The organism is Desulfofundulus thermobenzoicus (assembly GCF_009428905.1).
In the GTDB taxonomy this organism is placed as follows: domain Bacteria; phylum Bacillota; class Desulfotomaculia; order Desulfotomaculales; family Desulfovirgulaceae; genus Desulfofundulus_A; species Desulfofundulus_A thermobenzoicus.
Genome location: NZ_WHYR01000247.1, coordinates 1 through 398, shown reverse-complemented (window position 1 = coordinate 398; position 398 = coordinate 1). Strand labels below are relative to the sequence as shown.

The following is a 398-nucleotide window of genomic DNA, read 5'->3' as shown; positions in this document are numbered from 1 at the left end:
CATTGATGGAAGCCAGCATGCCGCCAATGCCGAGACCGGTTAAAAATCGCCAGGCGGAGAGGGCTTGCGGGCTTTCGGCCGTGGTCGCCAGAAACATCCCGGATGCCATGAGGATCAGGCAGAACAGGATTGTCGGCCGTCTGCCATATTTGTCCGCGGCACCGCCGAGCAATAGCGAACCAAAGCCCATGCCGACCAGTTCCATCGAGAGAACCGCACCCAGTCCGTCGGGACCAAGGCCCCATTCCGCCTTGATGCCCGGGCCGGCAAAGGCGCTGGACAGAACGTCAAATCCATCGAGCGCGTTCAACAAAATCATCAGTGCTATGACCACCCACTGCATGAAATGCATTTTGCCGTTGTCGATAATCTCGCGTGGATTTGCGGACATATGTGAT

The 398-nt window shown here is 57.3% G+C and carries 1 protein-coding gene; it reads right to left on the bottom strand.

What is annotated here, in order from left to right; translation table 11 throughout:
* On the bottom strand, nucleotides 1–398 hold a 398-nt coding region (locus tag GFC01_RS18490), incomplete at both ends, for an MFS transporter (protein ID WP_207707667.1).